Here is a 21,926-nt window from a genome sequence, read left to right as displayed (position 1 = left end):
TTTCTTGTGATACGTTTCACTATACACTCTTTGGAAATTGACCTCCAATATCGATTCGCCTTATGATTAATATGTATTGCGAATTATTAACCTAAGGAAAGGAATGCATATGAATGGAGCTTCGCCATCTTCAATACTTTATCGCAGTAGCCGAAGAGCTTCATTTCGGAAAAGCTGCGCTTCGGCTGAACATGACACAGCCTCCTCTCAGCCAGCAGATCAAACAGCTGGAAAAAGAAGTCGGGGTGACGCTTCTCAAGAGGACAAAAAGATTTGTGGAGCTTACCGCAGCAGGAGAAATATTTTTAAATCACTGCCGTACTGCATTGATGCAAATTGATCAAGCGATTGAACTGGCCCAGCGAACGGCTCGCGGCGAGCACGGCCATCTCGTCATTGGTTTTGTCGGATCAGCTACATATGAATTTTTGCCGCCGATCATCCGGGAATACCGTAAAAAATTCCCCTCTGTGAAAATTGAACTGAAAGAGATCGCTTCTTACAGGCAGCAGGAGGAATTGCTCAAGGGACATATCGACATCGGGATTCTCCATCCGCCGTTAGAGCATCCGGAGCTGCAAATTGAGACAACCCAAAGCAGTCCATGCATCCTCGCATTGCCAAAACAGCATCCGCTTGCATTAAAAGAATCAATCGACATTACAGATTTGGAAAACGAACCGATCATCACCCTTTCCAAAGAAGCGTGGCCAACGTTATATACCGACTTTATTCAGCTCTGTGAAAACGCGGGTTTTGTGCCGAATATCGTTCAGGAAGCGACAGAATATCAAATGGTGATCGGACTGGTGACAGCGGGCATCGGCATTACCATTGTCCCATCCTCGGCCAGACGGCTGTTTAACCTTGACGTCACATATCGAAGCGTTGATCATTTTCAGCTTAAAGCAGAATGGATCATCGCATATCGCAAAGACAGTCAAAACCCTATACTGGGACAATTTGTGGATATATGCAAATCGTTAAATAAACGGAAATAAAAAAAGGCGCTCCGTTCTCCGGAATCCGCCCGTTTATCGTCAGGATAAAAAATCAAGCTCACTTTTGAGGTAATCAGCTCGTTTTATAATATATTCACATATCACATTTGGCTCTCGGTCAAAACGTTCAATATCGTTCTTTTTATATGGGTCCATCAGGACAAACGGCCTAATCTGTTCATACATCTCCATTATTTTCGGTTTCATATACTCTATTGTAAAAAGAGAGTGGAGCGTTTTTTCTAACAAGTGCTTGTAGGACCTGCGAAAATCGGGTTCATCCAAAATCCGGGCGGTTAGTGTATTAAATCCTTGAATTCTTACGTAATCGGCAGCCATCCGCTCTCCATGGATATCCCTGCCCCAGGTCGCATCATAATCCCAAGGAATCACCTCAAATAATCCGGTTTCACTGTTTCTGTACAACGAGTAGTTGTGGACAAACCCGTCATAGTTTGAGGTGAATACAATGCCGGCGAGCCAGCGCAAATACTTATCGATATCCACATGCCTTGTCACTTCTGATTTAAATTGAGCTTTAGGGACAGTATTAATTTTAAAGATCATATCCTGCAAATAAAAGTCGTCTTCCTCAGTCCCTGTCTTCTTTTCATATCCAAGCTCAAGTGACGTCTTCGTTTCCCTTTCCAAATCGCTCATCAGCGAGAAATTAGCGTCATCATCAACCGCGTAAAAAACCGCCCCGTCCGCCAGCTTCCTTTTCGCTAAATAAAACTCATCGACGGATTCAAGTTCAAGATAAACCCCTTCATTTTTCCCATTCACTTTTAAAAACACAAACTCTGCCTTTGGTGACAGCGTCCCAAGCTCTGAGAAAAAATCCAGAGACAATTTGTTTCTCATCATGGAAGGATCTTTATACTCCGCATTCAAATGAATCTCTCGTGCACCGCGGAATGTTTTCGGCTGATAAAAAGAAACATGGTATGACTTCTTTTTGAAGTCTCTGATATGTGATCCCCGGTAAGCAATGTCAATATCCAGCCTTTTTTGATTGACTTTCATTACAGCCGGCACCGGTTCATCGTCCCATATATCTTTTTTTAATTCACGCAAATCTTTTGGATGAACAAACAGCTGATAAAGCGGTAAATGAGATTGGTTCTTCATCCATAATCCCCCTTACAAATTTTAGGCTTTTATTTTTGTGAGATCTCAGCGGAACACTTATACACTTTTTAAACCCGTGCGTACTATGAGGGTAGTAAGGATCTTCATCCTTAACATCATTTTTAAAAAGGAGGATTTCGAATTGGGCCACTATTCCCATTCTGACATCAAAGAAGCGGTGAAATCCGCAAAAAAAGAAGGTTTAAAAGACTATTTATACCAAGAGCCTCATGGAAAAAAGCGCAGCCATAAAAAGTCGTGCCGCTCTCACAAAAAATCGTATTGTTCTCACAAGAAATCGTATTGTTCTCACAAGAAATCTCGCAGCCACAAAAAATCGTATTGCTCTCACAAGAAATCTCGCAGCCACAAAAAATCGTACTGCTCTCACAAGAAATCTCGCAGCCACAAAAAATCGTACTGCTCTCACAAGAAATCTCGCAGCCACAAAAAATCGTACTGCTCTCACAAGAAATCTCGCAGCCATAAAAAATCGTACTGCTCTCACAAGAGATCACGCAGCTACAAAAAGTCTTACTGTTCTCACAAGAGAAAATCTCGCAGCTACAAAAAATCTTACTGTTCTCACAAAAGAAAATCTCGCAGCTACAAAAAGTCACATCGGACACACAAAAAACCATATTGTTCCCATAAGAAAAAATCTCACAAAAAACACTACAAAAAACCGCACCACCACCATCGCCACAAAAAAGACGATGATTATCACAGCAAAAAAGAATTCTGGAAAGACGGCAATTGCTGGGTAGTCAAAAAGAAATACAAATAAATTTAAAATTTCATCAATCCATAGGCTGCCGGCAGACGTACGGAGCCTATTTTTCGATTTCCCCTGTATTAGATATATGTCATGACATAAGATATGCAACCCTCATTATTTGGTTTCCTTGAAACCATTTCGTTATAATCAAAGTATCCTAACGATAAAGGAAGTTGTTGCTATGTACATATTTCAAGCTGATCAGCTTAGTGCCAAAGACACATACAAGCTATTGTCAGGTGCAGTCATCCCCCGCCCCATCGCCTTTGTAACCACACTTTCTTCTAGCGGAGCGATAAATGCCGCGCCTTTTAGTTTTTATAACGTTATCAGCTCAGATCCTCCGCTTCTCAGTATTTCTGTTAACCGAGCGGCAGGACGCCAAAAAGATACAGCCCGAAACGCGTTGGAGAACGGAGAATTTGTCGTACATGTCAGTGATGAAGCCATCATTGAAGACATCAATGAAACGGCGGCAAGCTTAGGGCCGGACGAAAGCGAACTCACCCGCACCGCGCTTCATCCTGTCGAAAGCAAATCTGTTTCGGTTCCAGGCATTAAGGAAGCCCGCATTCGCTTTGAATGCACATTAGAGCAGCATATGACGTTCGACAATGATCAAGGCGTGACCACAGCTGATCTGCTCATTGGCAGAGTCGTCTGCTTCCACCTCGATGAAAAGGTGTATGATGCAGAAAAAGGATATGTTTTGACAGATGAATTAAAGCCAGTCTCAAGATTGGCGGGCAACCACTATGCGAAGCTCGGCGAAGAATTTACGCTGGTTCGTCCCAGTTGAACAAAAGGACTATTTAAATAGAAGAAACTAGTCAAAAAGACCTCATGATCACAAAGTGTTGCCTATGAAAAGAACACCCGGAGAAAACCGGGTGTTCTTTTATGAAACATTTTTCCTTTTCCTTCGTATAAAAGGTTGATTAGGAGGGATTTATATGTCAGGCACTCATTTTTTGATTGTGATACTGGTCGCAGCTTTGATCAATACTGTTTTTTATGTCTATGCCCGAAAAAAACTAGGCATCTCTAAACCGCCTTGGTGGTATCAACCTGTAAATAGCACACAAGGGTTGGTGGAAGTCGTCTTGCTCATTTTATTAGCGTTTTCTTTATTACGCTTTCCTCCAGAGATTATGCTTATTTTCTATCTATTCGTGATAAATAGTTTCCGTACATTTATGGAATGGAGATATGAGCGTGAAAATAAACAATACGTACACTACGTATTTAGTACTTTCCTTTCGCTAATCATTTTTATTTATATTTGTATTTTCATCTAATACCTCATACCCCCACAGCCGCCCCATCCCCCCGCGGGTCGGCTCCGCCTTGGAGGAAGCCTTCCTCATCCACTTTGATTGCTGCCGCATGCCCCATCAGCGGATCATAGTCACCGACAATCTCCACGAGATGCCCGCTGTCTTTCAGCTTTTCGATGGTTTCCTCTGAGAATCTGCCCTCGACTCTGAGACCTTCATATTCCTCTCCCCACGTTCTGCCCCATACCCAGCGCGGTTCGCTGATTGCCTGCTGCGGATGCATTCCGTAGTCTAGCATTCGGGTAATCAAGGCCGTCTGGGTTTGCGGCTGGCCTTCTCCGCCTTGTGTGCCGTACAGGATTTTCGGTTTCCCGCCTTTGCAGGCCATAGCCGGCATCAGTGTATGGAAGCTGCGCTTTCTCGGTTCAAGCGTATTGACATGATCTTGATCCAATGAGAAAAATGACCCGCGGTTTTGCAGTAATATGCCTGTATCACCAGCAGTGACAGCCGAGCCAAATTCAAAGTACAGGCTTTGAATGAATGACACTGCATTGCCATCCGCATCGATGACGGCCGCATATGCAGTGTCACTTCCCACTGGCCTGCTTTCTGCCGGTTCTGCCAGATAACCGATATCTTCCGCCAATTGTTTTGCATACTTTTTGTCCAAAAGCTTTTCAAGCGGAATGTCAGCAAACGCCGGATCAGTCAAGACCGCATTTCGATCTAGGAAACTCTTTTTCAGCGCCTCCACTAGCACATGATAATACTCAAAAGAGCCGTGCTCAATTTTGTGGAAATCATAGTTTTCCAAAATGTTCAGCGTCAATAAACCGGTAAATCCCTGAGAATTCGGCGGCGCCTGGTACATGCTGTACCCTCGGTAATCACTTGATACAGGCTCCGTCCACTCGCCCCGGTGCGCTTTAAAATCATCAAGTGTCATGCAGCTGCCGTTTTGCTGTAAATATGAGACAATTCGTTGAGCGATATCTCCTTCATAAAATGCGCTTCTTCCTTTTTCGGCAAGCATGTTCAAACTGTCTGCAAGTTCTTTTTGCACAAACCGCTCTCCCGGGACGGGCGCTTTGCCGCTTCTTGTGAAGATGTCGGCCGTGTAAGGCACGGAGGCCAGCAGTTCAAGATTTGTTTCTGTGTGACGGCACTGATCAGCTGATACTGGAAACCCATTTAGGGCATAGTCTCGTGCGGGTTCCAGCACATCCGCAAGAGACATATGTCCGTACTCCTTCAGTATCGCATCCCAGCTATCAACCATCCCCGGAACGGTAATGGCACTATCGATCCCCCGCAGCGGAATCGCGCTTTTTCCCTTATAAACATCTCTCGTCACATTTTTCCCTGAACGGCCGCTGCCATTGTAGATTCTTACCGCCTTTGTTTCCTGGTGAAAGGTCAGCCAAAAGGAATCCCCGCCAAGCCCTGTCATATGCGGATACACAACTGCCAGACAAGCACTTACAGCCACAGCGGCATCAAACGCGTTACCTCCCTTGTCCAGTATGCGATTTCCAGCTTGAGAAGCAAGATAATGCGGGCTGACGACCATTTGCTTTGTACCGATGACAGATTTGTTCATCACAAGTCCCCTTTTTCAAGAGATTTTCTTTAGTATATGGAGCCTGATATTCCACATCTACAAATCCGGCAGAAAAACTGACGAACTTTCTCCCTTTCGAAAACAATAAAACATTATTTTATTCATTTTGAAAACAAATATAAAAATATTCTTTCGAAACGTAACTTTTATGATAAAATGAAGTCTAAAAGGCAACGAAAGCAGGTGGAGCAATTGAGTCATGAATATCAAATCCCCAACCTTGTTCTTGATGAGATCGACAAACAAATTCTCACCATTTTACACGAGGAAGGCAGGATATCTTATACGGATCTTAGCAAAAGAGTTGATTTATCACGGGTCGCCGTACAGGCTCGTATCAACCAATTAATCGAAGCCGGTGTTATTGAAAAATTCACCGCTGTCATCAATCCCGCTAAAATCGGCATTCATGTATCCGTGTTTTTCAATGTCGAGGTCGAGCCGCAGTTTTTAGAAGAGGTCGCTCTTAAGCTTGAGGAAGAGCCTGCGGTCACCAGCCTTTATCACATGACAGGCCCGAGCAAGCTGCATATGCACGGGATTTTTGCCAACGATCAAGAAATGGAAGAGTTTTTAACAAAACGGCTGTATCCGCTGCAAGGCGTCGTCAGCGTTGATTGCCAGATGCTGATCAAACGATACAAAAGCCGTATGGGAATGAAGCTGTAAAAGGAGAGAAACGAATGAAAAATCATCCTTATCGGGATATGACAGCCGCAATGGTGCGTACCGGAATTTTAGGGTTCGGGGGCGGACCTTCCGTGATTCCGCTGATCCGCCATGAAGCGGTCAATAAATATAAATGGATTGACGATGATGAGTTCGGAGAAATATTAGCGATCGCTAATGCGCTTCCCGGACCGATTGCCACAAAAATGGCTGCGTATTTGGGTTTCAAGCTAAAAGGCACATTAGGCGCGATTGTCGCAACCCTGGCCCATATTCTGCCTACTTGTCTTGCTATGGTGGGCTTGTTTGCCGCTGTCAATGTCTTAAGCCATTCAGCAGTTGTTGCCGGCATGATTGGTGCTGTAACACCGGTCATTGCAGTAATGCTCGGTATCATGGCATACGAGTTTGGCCAAAAAGCGCTTAAAGGTTTCGGCTGGGTTACAGGCATCCTGTTTTTTATCATTGCTTTTATCGGCCTGCAAACGCTACAGATCAATCCCGGCCTGGTCATTATCATTTTCCTAGCGTACGGAGCGTTTCATTTTAAATTAAAAGACAAAATCACAAATAAACATTCAAAAGATAAAGGAATGTCGGCCTCATGATTATGATTTATTTATTTATGGCGTTTTTTATCGCAAACGTACTCGGGTATGGCGGCGGGCCTGCGTCTATCCCGCTGATGTTTGAAGAAGTTGTCAACAGATACAGCTGGCTTTCAAACGACCAATTCTCAAATATGCTCGCGCTTGCGAACGCATTGCCGGGACCGATCGCAACCAAAATCGCCGCCTATGTCGGGTACAGCGCCGGCGGGTGGCCCGGCTTTCTGGTTGCGCTGATCGCAACCATTGTACCGTCGGCGCTCGCATTGATCGTCCTGCTGCGCATCATTCAGCGCTTCCGCCAATCACCCGTCATCAAGGGCATGACGCTATCTGTTCAGCCTGTCATCGCGGTCATGATGCTCATTCTTACCTGGCAAATCGGCGCCGATGGCATCAAAGCGATCGGCTGGATCCAATCTATCGTGATTGCGGGGATTTCTCTTCTTGCCATGACAAAATTCAAGATGCATCCGGCATTTCTGATTATCGCGGCATTTTTGTATGGCGGTCTTGTGATTCCTCATTTGTAGAAAAAAGCACCCGGACAGGTGCTTTTTTATTTTGGTCCCGAAATGCCGTTCGATATGACAATTTGTTCTTCGCCTGCATCATTCTTCTTAATGTGCTTGATTTGCAGCGTGGTCCCTGCCATTCTCACTGATTGCTTAATCTGATGCGAATTGGTTTCAATCTGAATCCAATCAGCAGGCGGCGCCTTCCAAATGAAAAAGAATGCCAGCATCAGCATACCAGCAATGACCGACAGCAGAAATTTCATATCGCATCATGTCTTTTCAATAATCGGCTCGCAGCGGACAGCGCCTGATGATCATCAAGAATATCGCCGGGACGATTGCCTTCTCCCAATACATAGCCTTTAAAAGGCATCCTCATGAATGCAAAAATATACTCAAATTGCTGAATCAACGGCAGCCCCTTTATTTTAGGGTTGTCTCCGCCCACTGCTGCCACATATGCCTGCTTCATCGACATTTGCTGTTGAAAATCAGGGAATCGGGGATCTCTCAATGTCTGAGACCAGCGATCAATAAACAGCTTTAACGTTCCTGACATGCCGAACCAATAAATTGGGGTAGCGAATATGAGAATATCGCATGGCAATGTCCGTTCAATGATTGAATCGTAGTCATCTTGAACCGGGCCAAAGCCGCCTTCAGCATGGCGCAAATCTTCAATTGGCTGGATACGATATTTACGCAAATGAATGTGTTCCGTATCGAATCCTTGAACAGTTTTCTCCGCAAGAATATCCGTATTTCCGCCAGACCGCGTGCCGCCATTAATAACCGCAATTTTCATGATGCATCTGCTCCTTTGTTTACGAATGATTTTCTTCATCATATAATGGATTCATTAATCAATACAGATGATTATTTCGATTAACACAATCGATAAAATCGATTTAGAAAGGAAGAGAACAGGTGGAATTGAAGCAGCTGATAACGTTTATTACGGCGGCAGAACAGGTGAATTTCACCCTAACCGCCAAGATGCTTAATTATGCACAATCAAGTGTTACCTCTCAGATCAAATCACTTGAAGAAGAAATCGAGACGCCTTTATTTGAGCGGCTCGGCAAGCGGCTCATCCTGACAGAAGCCGGCAAAACGTTCAAAGCCTATGCAGAGAAGATCATTACTTTAACAGAAGAGGCAAAAATGGCCGCAAATCAAGTTAGAGAAACAACAGGAACCTTAAAAATCGGGGCGACGGAAAGCCAGTGCACATATCGTCTTCCGCCTATCATAAAAGCATTTAAACAGGCTTTTCCCCAAGTAAAGCTCATCTTCAAACCGTATATTTCCAATGAGCAAGCGAAAGAACAGCTCTTACAGGGCCAGCTTGATATCACCTTTATCTTGGATGTAAGCCGGGCGGACGACGCACTGCACGTTGAATCTCTGGTTCAGGATGAAATTAAAATAGTAGCTGCCAACGACCATCCTTTCCCTGCACATTCATCAGTAACATTGAAGGATCTTCAAAACGAAACCCTTCTGCTGACAGAAGACGGCTGCTCTTACCGCACGCTCTTTGAAAACACTTTACATGACGCCGCTGTCTACCCTGACAAATTAGAATTTGTCAGCATAGAAGCCATCAAACAATGCGTGATGGCGGGACTTGGAATTGGACTATTGCCTGAAATGACAGTAAAAGATGATATCGCAGCAGGCCGGATGAAAGAACTCAATTGGCAGAACGATTGCCCCGTTTTTACTCAGTTAGCATGGCACAAGGACAAATGGATGTCTGCGCCATTAAAGGCTTTTATCGATTTGACGAGGAAAACATTCAAATAAAAAACTTGCGGCCTATGTGCCGCAAGTTTATGAATGAACAAGCAATTCATATCGCTAGGCATTCATTGTAAAACCATTTTCTCATTTATCATCCTTACCCCAAATACTCCGCCCGCTGCTGTTCCCTCTTTGGATTTGAACGTGACAGTTACGCTCTCTTTTCCTTTCGTCCATGCAACTGGAATGTCATAACATACATCAAAAAGCTTTCCCGGATGATTTGCCTTCAGCTGCTGTCTGGCGAGTAATTGATCATCTATCATAATCTCAAAATGTCTTTCGTAAGTTTGTCCTTCTGCTTGAAAGGTATCATCACTTCCAAAATATGTGACCAGCAAATACATGGGTTGACTCGGCTCTGTTTTCATCTCATAACTAAAAAAACCATCTCCTCTGCTGTCTCGCCAGCCTCTGTGAACAATATCCGCGTAACCGGAGTAAGAGTTTTCTTTCTTTAGGTGATGTTCGATCTCCTGCTGCTGCTCATGCGGCTGAACGGCATCAACTGTTATGCGTCTGATGATCTCCTCCTTTTCTTTTTCTTCATCTGTATAATCAAGATATTCTTTCTCGGTCATCACATCCCAATAAACGGAATACCGCTGATGATGCACATTGTAGAACGGCATTAATGTGATTTCTTTATTACCCGGCTGGCCAATCGGTTTTGTTCGAAATATGAGTGATGTTTCATCTATCCGCTTCACCCATTGATCCAATTGACGCTGATCCGCAACCAACACAGGGACATCAATTAATGGATGATTATTAAGGGCGAGATGATCAGCAAGTATATCTGTGTCAGGGAATTCCTCTCTCCCCAGTGCTCCTGCCAATACAACCGGCCCATACATCAGGACGCTTTTTTTAGGATCATCCTTCGCTTGATAGATGTGGAGTTTCATCGGCAAATCAATATCAATACAATCTCCTATGTTCCAATGTTTGTGAATAGACAGGTACCCATTTTTCTCAACCGGCTGAATTCGCCTCCCATTGACCGTAGCTTTAAGGCCGCCATTTGTCCAATAAGGAATACGAATATGCAGCGTCATAGGCACATCGTCAGCTTTTTTGACAACTAGTCTGGTTTTTTCGGCTGCTGGAAAAGAGGTTTCCTGTGAGATGATCAGTTGTTTTTCTTGCATGTTTATTTGTGAAGGAATAAATAAATTCACATACAGATCGACTTGGTCTATATGATAAATATGCTGCGTATAGCGAGCGGGGTTTTCCATTCCCGTGCCGGTACAGCACCAAAAAGAATCTTCCGGTGAACAATACACCTTAAAATGGCCCGGCTGTGTGGAAACAAAATAAGTTTTCATGCCCGAATCGGGATCTTGGGAAGCAAGAATATGATTATAAAGCGCGTTTTCATAGTAATCCATAAATCTCGCTTCGTGAAACCACCGGAACAAATGCTTCGTCAATTTCAGCATGTTATACGTATTGCACGTTTCCGCGGTCGTTACCCCTAACTCCTCACTGCCTTTTGCTCCGAAATGCTCTCCGATACTGTTGCCGCCAATTGCGTAGGAACGCTGATAGACAACCTGTTCCCAAAAGAAGAGTGCGGCTTTTCTATATGCTTGTTTACCCGTTATATCATACAGCTTAGCGGCTCCAATCACCTTTGGAATTTGGGTATTGGCATGCTTTCCTTCAAGTTCATCCTTCCCCTCTGCCAGAGGCTGAAGAATGGCGCGATGACAGAAACGTTCTGCAAGTTCAAGATATTCTTTGTTTTTCGTCAGCATATATAGATCCGCCATCGCCTCATTCATTCCGCCATGCTCGCATATCAGCATTCGCTGAAATTGCTCGTCCGTCAGGCGATCCAGCCCCTTTTTTGCCCAGTCAGCCAGCTTGACGACGACTCGTAAAGCCGTCTGATTGCCGGTTAGCCGATACGTATCTATTAATCCCGCAAACAGTTTGTGGAGGCTGTACCACGGCACCCAAGAACCCCCCAGACTAAAGTGGTCCACTCGAAAATCACCGCTGAACACCTCATCAAAACACGCCCTAGAGAAACCGCTTACATATCCCTCTTCATCAAATCGCTGGATATCACTCAGCTCATTCACTGCGTACTCTGCTTTCTTTTTTAGCTCCTCATCCCCGGAAGCCTGGTACATAGCTGATGCGGCGGACAGCCAGTGACCAATTGAATGCCCGGCAATTTCCTTTGCCTCCCACCCGCCGTAGCGCGGTTTTTTAGGCAACTGAGATACAGCCTCATAACACGGAGCCAAAAGACGGTCTACATCCAAAAAAAGCAAATATTCCTTCCCTTTCATCTGAGAATCATAAAACATGCCTTTTAATAATGTTACATTTTCCATCTTGATCTCCCCCTATCATGTTTCATCATTCATAGTGATGCTTTTATTATCCAAATGATCGTAAGGGATGTGAATTCAATATTTATCAAAAACATATCCTTTTTTTAGATGAAACCCGTTACACTGGAGATAAGAATTGCGAAAGATGGTGAAGCCATGTATAAAGTAAAACTCCAAGCCAATCATTTGCCTAAGATCCGTGAGGCCGGACATATGAAGGATATAGAAGGGACTTTACAGCACCCGGACAGGACGATGGATGGAATCAGTGTATTTTTTTACGTAAAACAAGGCGCGATCCATGTATTTGAGAACGAAAACGAGTACCGCATTCAAGCGGGGGGATATCTTTTTCTTAAGAACAATACACCGCATTGGGGAGGCGATTTTTATACACCCGGAACCGAATGGTACTATATTCATTTTTATGCCGAACCTTCCTTGGATCAGGAGGAAGAGTTTTCTCCATTTCACAATTCACCAATGATTCTCGACAGCATCTATTCATCGAAATTAACCTTTCCGAAAAGCAGTTCTGTCTCTCATCGTGAGTACACAGAAAAACAGCTAAGCAGCATTATTCATACCTTTGAATCACCAAGTGCTTTCAGAGCGCTCCAAGCGTGTTCGCTCACTTATCAATTTTTTATTGACCTGTATAGCAATGCGATACATAGTCAGGCAGGCACCCGCTCTTCAAGGATCATCAGCCGAATTATTGAATTTCTTCACCAAAACAAGCATGCAAAGCTGGTTAGTAGAGATTTTGAGGACGCTTTAGAAATGAATTATGCCTATCTTTCTTCCCTTTTCAAAAAGCAAACCGGGAAAAGCATCACAGCTTATAAAAATGAACTGCTGATCGCACAGGCAATTGATCTATTCAAAACAAGCAACTTAAACGTAACCGAAGTCAGCAGCACATTAGGCTTTTCTAATCCTTATTACTTCAGCAGAGTGTTCAAACGGGTCACAGGAGTAGCCCCGTCTGTATATATAAGCGAGATATACAGGAACCAATAAAAAACACTTGCAGTTCTCGGTCTGCAAGTGTTACACGTGATTTTTTTGATAAAATGTTCGCAAGACGTGTGTTTCAAGGTCAGCAAGGCGGACAGGGATTGGCAGCCTGCTTTCTTGATTGATCAGGCTCATCGCGATTTGATAGCTGCTTTCTAAATCAATATGATTTCCGCAAGACAAGAAAATAGGCTTCACGTCCCGCCGCGTCCGCAGTGCCCGTCCATATACCTCGCCGTCAATGATAATATCGGTATATGCACCAACTTCATTTTCAGGCATCACGAAATCACAGCCTTTGATTTTGAGATAGGTTTTCGCAATCCCAATCGTCGGCTTACCCAGAAAAAAAGCCGCATGGGTGGCAACCCCCATATGGTTGTAATGCAGGTACCCGTTGCCATCAAACAAAAACACATCCGGCTCCGTTTCCAGCTTTTTCGCCGCCTCGATGATCAGCGGCAGCTCGCGGAACGCAAGAAAACCGGAAACATACGGCACGCTGATTTTCCCCATACTGTGCACTTTTTCACTGACTTCTTTCGTCTCAGCGTCAATGACGATGATACTGCACACTCCATACGGCTCGCCATCCTGCTCCCAATAAGCGAGGTCGACGCCCGCATAGGTGTTGATGGAGTTTGGATGGATAGTGGGGGATAGGTTGATTTTATGTATAAGGGATTGTTGTGTTTGGACAAAATCCGATTCATCTTTTAGATGAAAATCGTGAATTTGATGTATTTTCATTTCAATGGTTTTCCTCTCTTTACTTCTTAAATTAGACGTCTCTGTTCAGATGCTTTCGAGGCTATAAAACTTCCATGAGGATAATCCCCATTCCATCCATTAAACATTAATACTTAAACCTACTTCCACCAAGTAGTTGTTACTTGTTTTAAATGATGTTCAATAAATAAAATCACTTTATTATAGTCATCAGATGAAAATTCTTTAATAGGATCTTCCCAATCATTATTTTTGACTATCAAAACCATATAATTACCATTAGGAGAAATGTCAGGAACCCAGCCTAAATCAAGCGTTATTGAGGATTGTTCATGATAAAGCTGCAACAAACTGTCTGTGAATAAAAACCAGGAATCATCATTCGGTTCTAAAGTTCTTGGGTCTATTTCATAAAATGATTAAAATTCACTTTCCAACCTTGTGTTATTCTTAGAGGATGTATATTTGCTTTTGGGACATCTAATTTAACATGTTTTCTCACAATCATAACCTCTATAGTAACTAGTTTACTTCTATCTGATGATATTCTAATCTCTGACTTGAGAAGACTCCAGTCAATAGTCTAATTAGACAAATGATGCTTCATAGAAAAAAGCAGGTAGTACAACCTGCTTTTTTATTAGTATTCATTTTTAATTTCTTTCATAAAAATATTATCCAATTGTTTAATTAGTTCTTTAAGTTCTCTGCACATAATATCCTCTATCGGATTTTCCCAATCTTCGTTTTTTATAAGTTCAATACCATAACTTCCGGTTGGATCCCCTTCTGGGTACCACCCTACGTCAAGCAACAAGGTTTTTGTCTTGTGAGAAATCTGTAGGAGATCTTGGTTAAAGTCAAATAACCAAGCATCATCATTTGCCTCTAGGTTCTTAGGATCAGTATCTTTTAATGTAATATAATCAACAGTCCAACCAGCCGGTATCTTTAGCCTTAAGAAATTGGGAATCTGTTGGCTTAGTGGCTGCAAACCCTCTAAAACCCCACTTCCCACACTCCAGATTTGATATTCTAACTCTTCTAATAATTGTTCTATCTCATCAAAAGATTCATCTTTATAAATCTTATCTGTATTTAAGCCAGCTACTTTGATATGGTACTGATTATTTTCAAAAATTGCCTTAATAACAGCATTACGTTTTTCATTTTGTAGTTTTAACAGTTTATATTTTTCTTTTTTTTCTGAGTTTAAATTATTCACTACCACAGTCCATCCATCTAGATACTTTAATGGTTGTATTCTTGAAAAATCATCATTTCTCAAAGTGCATTCACTTCCTATTTTGAATATACTCTTCTCTTGACATCATTTTGTTTAAATAATTTTTTATTCTCTCATCATTCATTGGATGTCCGTGATATTTTCCTCCACTTGTTAATTCTGCTCTTACCCAGTTACAAGGTTTCCCTAAGTCATAACCGACAGGCTGATCAAAGCGGTGAAAAAAGTAAATAGTTCCTTTTCCTTCATCAACAATTTTACCTTGTTGTAAAACTAACTTCTCTAAAGTCTTATTATCTACAGACGCTAAATACTGAGCTTGTTTCCTTCCAGTCTCACTGAATTGTTTTGCCTGCTCATCAGTCTTAGCTTTTATGTGTTTTTTCCCATGATCAAAGTATTCTGCTTCGTTTATTTTTCTTCTAAATTCTTTAGAGCTATAATAATTATTATGAGCGACATAATCATGAATTTTGGAAAAATCAGGAGTTTTACCACTAGCCATCTTCACAATCCCAAGATCTTTCACAGCCGTCTTTTCCACATTTACACGGACTGTCGGGATTCCGAACGTGGAGCCATCCGGAGTTACAGGGCGTTCTGCGTACACGCGGACGTTTGTTGGGACTTTGAATTGTTTTACTTTTTCTAATGTCTTGTTAGCTTTTTGGACTTTTGAATGAGTTGCAAGCGGTATGCCTTTATCTACATGTTTCGCCAGCGCACCTGCACCAACTAAACTCAAAGCCGCTTCCAGCCCACCTTGCTTCCGCTTCTCCTCTGACACTTTGTTGCCAAACATATCCCGTCCTGTGACCGCTTCAGAGAATCCGTTCGATGCAACAAGGCCGTATGCGCCCATTTCTGACATTTTAAGAATATCTAGGGATTTTCCGGTTTTGTAGGCATCTAATGCGTGTTCGGCTGCGATAGCTGCTTTTCCGGTTTTGTAGATGGCTTTTCCGCCTTTGAAGGCGCGGCCTGCCCAGCCGACGACCGGGATGTACCCTGCGGCTGCCATGGCGCCGGCTGTGACGCGTTCGGCTGTGGAAAGTTTTTCTCCTGTGACAGGATCGTAGCCTTCGGTTGCTCTTATCGTATCATAATAGCCGGTGACTTCGCCTGTGAAGGTGCAGACGCCATCCCATGTTTTTTCGTACCATGGTTTATTCGCTTCTTCTTCCGCTTTTTCTTGAAGGCGTCTTGCTTCTGCTTGCTGTTCTTTCGCCTCAATATAAGAAGTCGCTTGTTTTTCCGCTTCTATCGCACCTTTATACACTTCGCTTGAGGTGAATGCTTTTTTGTTGTAGTGAATGGGAGAGGCGCTTTTTCCTTTGCTTGTTGCTTGCATTAAAGCGGTGTACTTAGCAAGCACGGCATTATCGAGCGACTGCAGATTTTGATATTCTGTGGTCAGTGACTCGTCCAGTTCATCAACCGCTGTAATCGTATCGCGCCGGATTTTTTGTGCGTCGTACATCTTGTCTGCGTAATCGTTAAGAGAATAAGAGGATAAATCCAAAATGCCGACAAGATCGGCGAGAATGTTATCAATCTCCAATTTGTGCGCGGAGACGATTTCAGACGCTTTCAAACTCCCGTTTGTCAGCTCATTTTCCAGATATGACGTTTCCACATAATGATCTTTCAATTCTTTTTCTTTGATATCCCCTGAAATCCCTTTTAAAAAAGCGATTTGGGCTGAGACAAGTTTCAGCCACGTGTCTACAATATCAGCCTGTCCTTGAAAAAAATCTTTGATGTTGTCTGCGCCTTTCCCTGTAAAATCTTGGCCTAGATTGGCTACAGCCTGAAACGCTTTTTTTAGGGTTTCTAACTGCTCTTCAAGCGTTTCATATTGCTTTTTTCTGCTCTTCGCTTCTTCGATTAAAGTCTTTGATTCGAATACTTTACTCATTGCACAGCCCTTTCTATGCTATTTTGCGCCAATTGCCTCGTCCTGCTCCTTCAGTGAGTCAACATTGTCTTTCGTGTCTTCTATGTTTTTTTGGACAGCTTTTTTATAATCGCCCAGCATGGTTTTAATGCTTGCCTCGCGCTCATGGTACTTTTTTGTATATTCCAGGTTGTTCTTGCCATTGGATCCGGCGGCGCCGATTGATACACCAGCCAGCGCATCTTTGACAAAATCCAATGTTTTAATAACAGTATCGTATTTCAGCTTAATTTCTGACATAAAAAAAGATCACCACCATTTTAGTTGTCTAATTGTATTTCCGACTTCTTCCGCGAATTCTTCTCCCTTTTTAAGAAGATCTGCTGCACCATTTGCTATGAACAATTCCGTCGCATAAGTGGCTTTATTTAATTCTAGACTAATAATTTCACCACTAATCGAAGCCATATACTCGTTATACTTATCATTCACAATCTTGGAAGCTTCCGATTTCGCCTCTTCTCTGCCCTTGTCGAAATCATCCGCTTTTGTTCCCGTCCAGTGCTTGCCCAATTCCGGTTTCACAATGTCTTTGATTTCTGTAATGGCCTCTTCTTGCAGTGTGTCTATGTCCTTTTTTGCTTTTTTCAGCTTTTCGATCTTGTCTTCGATATCGGAAATTTTTCCGTTGAGCGAACTTTTGATATCCGCCAGCTTACTTTCATAACCCATCTGAATCACCTCTTAATACTCAAAAAGTCGTATGGAGGAGTTGATGAAGATAGACTTTTCCATACTTTATTTCCATATATTATATTTTAAAATAGCCAGAAGGCGGCATAAATAGGGTAAATGGCTTAATTTAGGCATATAACACTTTCTATGTGTAGGTCTATGATCTTGTTTTTGTTCGTTATACAGCTAAGGAAAGCACTTTGTGATATTGGAGCACCTAAAGTCATAGTTATAAAGGCACTTGAAAGAGACAGATATTGATGATCTGTCTCTTGTTGTAAGAGTACATTCTGCTTTTGTTATTTTTCGTTTTAGACCTTAGCAGAAAAGAAAAAAACCGGCTCCCAGCCAGTTTTCTCTTTTCCAACTATTGAATTGCACCTACTGGAACAACCGCCTTCCGTCCCACAGAATAATATTCCACCCCTGCAGCGGCTGCTTCATCCAATGTGTAGCAGTTTCTGCCGTCAAAGATGAGCGGCGTTTCCATCAAGTTCTGATAGGCCGCTAACGGGAATTGTTTAATGTCGGCCCAGTCGGTTAAAATCATGACGGCGTCAGAGCCTTTGACAGCTTCCTCGATTGTCTCTTTATATTCAACGGCTTCTGGCAGAACACGCTTTGCATGGTCCGCGGCAATCGGATCATAGGCTTTAATATGGGCGTCGAGCGCAGCGAGACGGTCTGCGATGACAATCGACGGCGCTTCCCTCAAATCATCTGTATTCGGTTTAAATGACAGTCCCAAAAGGGCAATCGTTTTTCCCGTCACCCCGCCGAGCCTGTTCAGCGCTTTATCTACCAGGATCGCCTGCTGATTGTTGTTGACTTTGATGACCGATTTCAGCAGCTCAAAATCATGTTCGACATTGCCGGCAATTTGCACGAGGGCGTTTGTGTCCTTCGGAAAACAAGAGCCGCCGTAGCCTATGCCCGCTTTTAAAAACTGGCTCCCGATCCGCTTATCCTGTCCCATGCCGTACGCGACTGCTTCAATATCGGCGCCGACCTTTTCACATATATTTGAAATTTCATTTATAAAACTGATTTTAGTGGCCAGAAAAGCATTTGAGGCATATTTGATCATCTCGGCGCTTCTGATATCTGTTTGATAAATCGGAATTTGGAACGGGCGGAAAATCTCCTCAAGCGTCTTGGCTGTTGTCTGATCCGCTGTTCCGATCACGATCCTATCGCCATGAAACGTGTCAGAGATCGCTGACCCTTCACGTAAAAATTCCGGATTGGACGCGACCGAAATGCTGACAGGCTCCGCAAGATGTTCAGTGATCAGCCCCTTAATCAAATCGTTTGTCCCGACGGGCACTGTGCTTTTCGTTACCACGATGGCATCCTGTTTGACATGCCGGGCGATGCGTTTGGCCGCATCTGTAATATGCTCCAGATTCGCGTGCCCGTCGCTTTTCTGCGGTGTGCCGACCGCTATAAAAATAATGTCTGCCTGTGCCAAGCCTTTCTCATAGCTCATTTCAAAGTTCAGCCGTCCATCAGCTGTATTTTTCCTCATCAGCTCTTCAAGACCCGGTTCAAATATGGGGGAAATGCCCTTTCTCATTTCATCAATCTTGTGAGCGTCAATATCAATGCAGGTTACATGATATCCAATCTCAGAAAGAGAAACACCTGTCACAAGACCGACATAGCCTGTTCCGATGACTGTTATATTCATTGTTTCCCTCCAACAGTTAAATTGCTGCTTTGCAGCTTCCATAATATCGTATGAGAACATCCTATCATGAATGCGGATGATCTCCCGCATAGCCTGTCGGGTTCAGCCTGTACAGATTTCTGAAATGTGATTCAATCATACAATATACTATTATATCGCGCACAAAAAGGAAGTGGTGAAATAAGAACCGGCTGTTTAAAAGAGCCCAAATAATTTTCTTCTCTTGACCTGCCGCGGAGGCTGTCTGAAGATCGTCTGATTCTGCAGGAGAAGCTCAGCGTTTTCCGTCAGTATATAAGGAAATTCCCGACCGAATTCTTTCTCAAGAACATCAAGGGCTTCCCGGCAGCGAAAGTCTCTTGTTTTCAGATTATGAGCATCTGAGGCTACGAAATGAATCAAATTGGCTTCAGCCAGCCGGAGAGAAAATGCTTTCATCTGTTTTCCGAAAGTCCCCGCAAGACTTCCTGAAGTAATCTGAGATACCGCTCCTTTCTCCACAAGATGATACAGTAAGGATGGGTTTTCGCGAATTTCCCTGTTGCGTTCAGGATGGGCGATAACCGGAATATATCCTTTCAGCTGCAACTCATAAAAGAGCCGCTCCGCATAGCGGGGAACCTGATCAAACGGAAATTCAATCAGGATGTATTTTGTATCATTCAGCGAAAGCACCTGCCGTTCAGCAAGGTCCCGCTCTAAATCGCCGTAGATTCTGATTTCCTGCCCCGGAAGCACGGTTAAAGGGATATTTTCTTTGATTAAACGTTTGTTTAACTGATCTGCCGCTTCTCTGACTGCCGCCGGCTCGTTTTCATACACACCGTTCTTATGATGCGGTGTCGCTACAATCGTCCGGATTCCCTGACGAACAGCAGCTCTTGCCATTTCTATGCTGTCGGCTGAAACGCTTGCCCCGTCATCCATTCCAGGAAGAATGTGACAGTGGATATCTATCATGTCTTAGCCCCCTTTTTCCGCAAAAATAAATAACGGGCAATATGCACGTTATTTATTTTGTATGAAGTTATCCTTGTTTCCGTAGTATCCATATGCAGAATCCCTCGAAAACTTTTTGCCGTTCATAATCGCCCCAAGGAGCTTGCTATTGCACGATTCAAGTGCCTCTTTCGCTTTTGCGGCTTGTTCTTTTTCTGTTTTACCGCTTGAAATAACCAAAATAGAACCGTCTGCCACGCTCCCTAAAATCTGTGCATCCGCTACAGCGAGAATAGGCGGCGTATCAAAAATGACCATGTCATATGCCGCACACGCCTCGTCGGCAAGTTCTTTCATCCACTTTGAGGAGAGAAGCTCGGCCGGGTTTGGCGGGATCGGACCGCTCGTCAGCACGTCAAGCTGTTTTTCATTAGATGTTTGTACAGCCTGTTCCAGTGAACTTTTCTTTAATAAAACAGATGTTAAACCTATTATATTTTCAAGATGAAAGGCTGTATGTACTGTTGGTCTTCGCAAATCAGCGTCAATCAGGAGCACTTTTTTTCCCTGCTGGGCAAATACGACAGCAAGATTAGCGGCCGTTGTTGATTTTCCTTCTCCGGGACAGGCCGATGTAATCATCACTGATTTCATTTGACGATCCACTGAAGCAAATTCTATATTCGTACGAATCGTCCTATATTGTTCAGAGTTCAAGGATTTCGGCTCTGTCATCGCAATGACATTCCTGCGCATCCAAGAGCCTCGGCTTTTTTTAAGCGCCAAAATGCCCACTCCCCGCTTTTTCAGATTGGATACCGTGTAATCTTGCCGCTTTTTTCTGCTCATTTGCAATGGTGGAAACCGTCCCTAAAACAGGTATGTCCAACAAGGATTCGAGCTGTTCTTCCGATTTGATCGTATTGTCCAAATACTCAAGCAGGAACGCCAGTCCGATGCTTCCCGCCAATCCCGCCGCGAACGCGATAGCAATGTTTAGGAGCGGCTTTGGCGATACAGGTGACGGATGTCCTGAAACCTCGGCTTTTGACAAAATACTGACATTGTCAACATTCATAATGGTTGTGATTTTGTCTTGAAAGACAGATGCGATGGTATTGGCAATATGAGCCGCTGTTTCCGCATTTACATCCTTGACTGATATGTTGACCACTTGGGAGTCCTGCTCGCTGGATACGGTAATTTTGTCATTCAGCTCTTGAGATGTCATCGACAGGCCCATCTCTTTAATGACTTCGTCTAAGATGGCAGGGCTCTTAATGATGACGTTATACGTATTGATTAACTGAAGATTGGTTTGGACATCATTAAATTGGACTTCTTTTCGGTCGTTTTTCGATTGATTGACCAGAATCTGAGTTGATTTTTCATAGATGGGTGTAAGTGCGAAGAAACTGATAAGTCCGCCGGCAGCAGTGGCAGCTGCGGTTACAATCATAATCAAAAGCATGCGTTTTCTTAACGTTGATAATATCTCTTTTAAACTAGTAGATTCTCCCATGATACCTCCAAATCTCTTATAGCATCCTTTTCCATATACGATTATACAACGTAGAAACCGCATTTCTCCAGATTTTCACGTGACATTATTCGACATTTTTTTACAAAACCTTATGTTGCGATCATTTATGAAAGCGCTCTATTTTCTGTCTTGACAAAACTGCCCCTTTTGCTCCATTCAGGCGTTCACGTCTTCTCGCATAAAAAAACCCCGCATCAGGCGTGCGGGATTCTTATGTTGCATATCCATTTTTAATATGAGAAATTAAATTTTCAAGCATTTCCTTCGTCGTCATCTCAGATGACCGTTCACCAATCTCATGTGCATGCATCAAAATTTTCAGAAATTCCTCTTGATTCAATTTCTTTTCACTCATCTTCTTGTT

24 protein-coding genes are annotated in these 21,926 nt (G+C 43.2%); 9 read left to right on the top strand and 15 right to left on the bottom strand.

Features of this window, described 5'->3' with window-relative positions; genetic code table 11:
* Positions 1-113: 113 nt before the first annotated feature.
* Complete coding sequence (gene alsR, locus ACMX2I_RS03205) at positions 114-1,001, top strand: acetoin biosynthesis transcriptional regulator AlsR (RefSeq protein WP_414956147.1); 888 nt, start codon at positions 114-116, stop codon at positions 999-1,001.
* Positions 1,002-1,040: 39 nt separating this feature from the next.
* Here the strand turns inward: alsR and cotH are convergent, their stop codons facing one another.
* Complete coding sequence (cotH, locus tag ACMX2I_RS03200; RefSeq protein ID WP_414956146.1) at positions 1,041-2,132, bottom strand: spore coat protein CotH; 1,092 nt, start codon at positions 2,130-2,132, stop codon at positions 1,041-1,043.
* 142 nt (positions 2,133-2,274) lie between these two features.
* Here cotH and cotG point away from each other — a divergent pair, with 142 nt between their 5' ends.
* The 3 genes from cotG (at position 2,275) to ACMX2I_RS03185 (ending at position 4,208) form a co-directional block, all read left to right on the top strand.
* Positions 2,275-2,919, top strand: a complete 645-nt coding sequence (gene cotG, locus ACMX2I_RS03195) for a spore coat protein CotG (RefSeq protein WP_414956145.1) — start codon at positions 2,275-2,277, stop codon at positions 2,917-2,919.
* 172 nt (positions 2,920-3,091) lie between these two features.
* Positions 3,092-3,709, top strand: coding sequence for a flavin reductase family protein (locus ACMX2I_RS03190; RefSeq protein WP_414956144.1), 618 nt, complete (start codon positions 3,092-3,094; stop codon positions 3,707-3,709).
* A gap of 154 nt (positions 3,710-3,863) precedes the next feature.
* On the top strand, positions 3,864-4,208 hold the full coding sequence (locus ACMX2I_RS03185; RefSeq protein ID WP_414956143.1) for a DUF4181 domain-containing protein: 345 nt from the start codon (positions 3,864-3,866) through the stop codon (positions 4,206-4,208).
* A 4-nt stretch (positions 4,209-4,212) separates the two neighbouring features.
* Here ACMX2I_RS03185 and ggt read toward each other — a convergent pair whose 3' ends face one another.
* Positions 4,213-5,790, bottom strand: coding sequence for a gamma-glutamyltransferase (ggt, locus tag ACMX2I_RS03180; RefSeq protein WP_414956142.1), 1,578 nt, complete (start codon positions 5,788-5,790; stop codon positions 4,213-4,215).
* 213 nt (positions 5,791-6,003) lie between these two features.
* Here ggt and chrS point away from each other — a divergent pair, with 213 nt between their 5' ends.
* From chrS to chrA, 3 genes are read left to right on the top strand one after another with little or no spacing between them, the layout of a single operon-like run.
* Positions 6,004-6,480, top strand: a complete 477-nt coding sequence (gene chrS, locus ACMX2I_RS03175) for a chromate efflux transcriptional regulator ChrS (protein WP_414956141.1) — start codon at positions 6,004-6,006, stop codon at positions 6,478-6,480.
* 14 nt (positions 6,481-6,494) lie between these two features.
* Complete coding sequence (gene chrB / locus ACMX2I_RS03170; protein ID WP_003221733.1) at positions 6,495-7,088, top strand: chromate efflux transporter subunit ChrB; 594 nt, start codon at positions 6,495-6,497, stop codon at positions 7,086-7,088.
* A complete protein-coding gene (gene chrA, locus ACMX2I_RS03165) occupies positions 7,085-7,621 on the top strand; it encodes a chromate resistance efflux protein ChrA (protein WP_394715261.1) in 537 nt (178 codons plus the stop codon). The genes chrB and chrA overlap by 4 nt, the downstream gene beginning before the upstream one ends.
* A 26-nt stretch (positions 7,622-7,647) precedes the next feature.
* Here the strand turns inward: chrA and ACMX2I_RS03160 are convergent, their stop codons facing one another.
* Positions 7,648-7,869 (bottom strand): hypothetical protein, encoded by a 222-nt coding sequence (locus tag ACMX2I_RS03160; protein ID WP_333518011.1) that lies wholly within the window; start codon positions 7,867-7,869, stop codon positions 7,648-7,650.
* Positions 7,866-8,411 (bottom strand): flavodoxin family protein, encoded by a 546-nt coding sequence (locus tag ACMX2I_RS03155; RefSeq protein WP_414956140.1) that lies wholly within the window; start codon positions 8,409-8,411, stop codon positions 7,866-7,868. Before ACMX2I_RS03155 ends, ACMX2I_RS03160 begins: the two co-directional genes overlap by 4 nt.
* A gap of 122 nt (positions 8,412-8,533) precedes the next feature.
* Between ACMX2I_RS03155 and ACMX2I_RS03150 the strand changes: the two genes are divergently transcribed.
* The gene (locus tag ACMX2I_RS03150; protein WP_414956139.1) at positions 8,534-9,415 is read left to right on the top strand and encodes a LysR family transcriptional regulator; all 882 of its coding nucleotides are present in this window, start codon (positions 8,534-8,536) and stop codon (positions 9,413-9,415) included.
* 62 nt (positions 9,416-9,477) lie between these two features.
* Here the strand turns inward: ACMX2I_RS03150 and ACMX2I_RS03145 are convergent, their stop codons facing one another.
* Positions 9,478-11,763, bottom strand: coding sequence for a beta-L-arabinofuranosidase domain-containing protein (locus tag ACMX2I_RS03145; RefSeq protein WP_414956138.1), 2,286 nt, complete (start codon positions 11,761-11,763; stop codon positions 9,478-9,480).
* A gap of 156 nt (positions 11,764-11,919) precedes the next feature.
* Here ACMX2I_RS03145 and ACMX2I_RS03140 point away from each other — a divergent pair, with 156 nt between their 5' ends.
* Positions 11,920-12,786, top strand: a complete 867-nt coding sequence (locus ACMX2I_RS03140; RefSeq protein ID WP_414956137.1) for an AraC family transcriptional regulator — start codon at positions 11,920-11,922, stop codon at positions 12,784-12,786.
* 30 nt (positions 12,787-12,816) lie between these two features.
* On the opposite strand, the gene ACMX2I_RS03135 is transcribed toward ACMX2I_RS03140, so the two are convergent.
* The 10 genes from ACMX2I_RS03135 to ACMX2I_RS03090 all read right to left on the bottom strand — a co-directional run bounded on the left by ACMX2I_RS03135 (position 12,817) and on the right by ACMX2I_RS03090 (position 21,917).
* Entirely contained in the window at positions 12,817-13,533 is a 717-nt protein-coding gene (locus tag ACMX2I_RS03135) for an endonuclease V (RefSeq protein ID WP_414956136.1), read from the bottom strand.
* Positions 13,534-14,152: 619 nt separating this feature from the next.
* Complete coding sequence (locus ACMX2I_RS03130; protein WP_414956135.1) at positions 14,153-14,800, bottom strand: hypothetical protein; 648 nt, start codon at positions 14,798-14,800, stop codon at positions 14,153-14,155.
* A 7-nt stretch (positions 14,801-14,807) separates the two neighbouring features.
* Positions 14,808-16,676 (bottom strand): ribonuclease YeeF family protein, encoded by a 1,869-nt coding sequence (locus ACMX2I_RS03125; RefSeq protein WP_414956134.1) that lies wholly within the window; start codon positions 16,674-16,676, stop codon positions 14,808-14,810.
* Between the two features lie 18 nt (positions 16,677-16,694).
* Positions 16,695-16,955: a YwqI/YxiC family protein gene (locus ACMX2I_RS03120; protein WP_414956133.1), complete on the bottom strand. Its 261-nt coding sequence runs from the start codon at positions 16,953-16,955 to the stop codon at positions 16,695-16,697.
* A gap of 9 nt (positions 16,956-16,964) precedes the next feature.
* Entirely contained in the window at positions 16,965-17,387 is a 423-nt protein-coding gene (locus ACMX2I_RS03115; protein ID WP_087992643.1) for a YwqH-like family protein, read from the bottom strand.
* Between the two features lie 370 nt (positions 17,388-17,757).
* Positions 17,758-19,080 carry a UDP-glucose 6-dehydrogenase UglF gene (gene uglF, locus ACMX2I_RS03110; protein ID WP_414956132.1) on the bottom strand — a complete coding sequence of 441 codons (1,323 nt, stop codon included), beginning with the start codon at positions 19,078-19,080 and terminating at the stop codon, positions 17,758-17,760.
* Between the two features lie 195 nt (positions 19,081-19,275).
* Positions 19,276-20,040, bottom strand: coding sequence for a tyrosine-protein phosphatase (locus ACMX2I_RS03105; RefSeq protein ID WP_414956131.1), 765 nt, complete (start codon positions 20,038-20,040; stop codon positions 19,276-19,278).
* Positions 20,041-20,088: 48 nt separating this feature from the next.
* Positions 20,089-20,805, bottom strand: coding sequence for a CpsD/CapB family tyrosine-protein kinase (locus ACMX2I_RS03100; protein ID WP_087992646.1), 717 nt, complete (start codon positions 20,803-20,805; stop codon positions 20,089-20,091).
* The gene (locus ACMX2I_RS03095; protein ID WP_414956130.1) at positions 20,795-21,541 is read right to left on the bottom strand and encodes a YveK family protein; all 747 of its coding nucleotides are present in this window, start codon (positions 21,539-21,541) and stop codon (positions 20,795-20,797) included. Before ACMX2I_RS03095 ends, ACMX2I_RS03100 begins: the two co-directional genes overlap by 11 nt.
* Before the next feature lie 232 nt (positions 21,542-21,773).
* The gene (locus ACMX2I_RS03090; protein ID WP_003221769.1) at positions 21,774-21,917 is read right to left on the bottom strand and encodes a hypothetical protein; all 144 of its coding nucleotides are present in this window, start codon (positions 21,915-21,917) and stop codon (positions 21,774-21,776) included.
* Positions 21,918-21,926: the final 9 nt, after the last annotated feature.

The organism is Bacillus sp. SW14, from assembly GCF_047608225.1.
Taxonomy (GTDB): domain Bacteria; phylum Bacillota; class Bacilli; order Bacillales; family Bacillaceae; genus Bacillus; species Bacillus subtilis_G.
This window is presented reverse-complemented; position numbering and strand designations above follow the sequence as displayed.